This window comes from Protofrankia sp. Cr1 (assembly GCF_963555865.1).
In the GTDB taxonomy this organism is placed as follows: Bacteria; Actinomycetota; Actinomycetes; order Frankiales; family Frankiaceae; genus Protofrankia.
Window position 1 is genome coordinate 1 of sequence record NZ_CAUVXO010000030.1, and the last position, 1,228, is coordinate 1,228.

At 70.8% G+C, this 1,228-nt stretch carries 1 pseudogene; it reads right to left on the bottom strand.

Annotated elements, in window-relative coordinates:
• Positions 1-1,228 (bottom strand): annotated as a pseudogene (locus U9980_RS05010) (serine/threonine protein kinase); the annotation flags it as partial.

Below are 1,228 nucleotides of genomic sequence, written 5' to 3' on the forward strand. Positions count from 1 at the left end.
CGGATACACGGCGAAGTGGTAGGTGAGCCCGGGCTCAGGTGCGCCCAGGTGCCAGCCACCTCTGATCTCCAGACTCGCGTTGGTGACCTTTGCGCTCTGGGCGGCTGGATCGTCCGGCCCGGTCGGCATCGTGTCATGGCGCCACAGCACGCGGGCTTCGGTGATCCCAGGTGGCATCTGGAACGTCAGGACGATCTTGTTGCCACGGTCGACGGCCTGCAACCCATGGATGCCTTCGACGGGTAGGTGGCGGGTCGAACGGCCAAGCACCGCCCGGTTCCCAGCGATGCTGACCGGGGTGTACACGACCGGCCTGCCGGCGGCGGTCACGGTGAGACGTCCGCGCCGGCTCGAGCCGACCAGGTGTTCACGCCCGTCCAACGAGTCCACGGGCAGCTCCTGGTCGACCGGGCCGAACGGGCCCGTCGCGAGGAACGGATCAGTCGCGCAGAGGTCACTGTCGGGCGGCTGGTTCAGCGGGTGCCCGGATAAGTCCGCGGACGCCTCGGTGGCGTAGATCCGCACCAGGGCGCCGGGGACAGTCGTCCACCGCAGGGTTGTCATCGCGCCGTCACTGTCCGCTTCAAGGTCCAGCACCGGACGCGGTCTGGCGATCACTTTCAGGACCACATCCACGCCCGCGGTGTGGGCCAGCGCCCCGAGCGGGTCCGGGTAGGACACCCGGACCCGATAGCGGTAGGTGGCCCCGGTCTGCACGTCACGGTCGACATGGCCGCCACCGGCGGCGCGAACCCGACGGGTGGCGCCGTGAAACGACGACGACTCGTCAAAGGCCCGTTCGACCAGCACATCGTCGTATCCCGCTGTGAGGGTCCAGGACAGGGCGACGCCGTCGCCGTCCATCCGGGCACGCAGCTCGGTGACCTCCGGAGCAATCATCAGTGGCGGGGTGCGGGCCGGCGCAGAGCGTCGGCCGCCGGCCGCCGACATCACCTCGTGCCAGAGTGTCACGCCGTGCGGGACGCCCGCGTCGGACAGCTCGGTCGAGCCGGTCGTGCCGAGGCTGCGTTCGAAGCGCCCGCCCGGAGCGGCCGGGTCCGTCACCACCCGCAGGACGCGGAAGGACACCGGGCCGGACGACTCCGGCGGGCTCCATCGCAGGACTACCGCGCCGTCTTCCTGCGTGGCGGTCAGGTTGGACGGCGGCGCGAGTACATCGCGTTCATCGGCCGGCCGGTCGACGGGTCGGTCGGCCGGATCAGCGGGG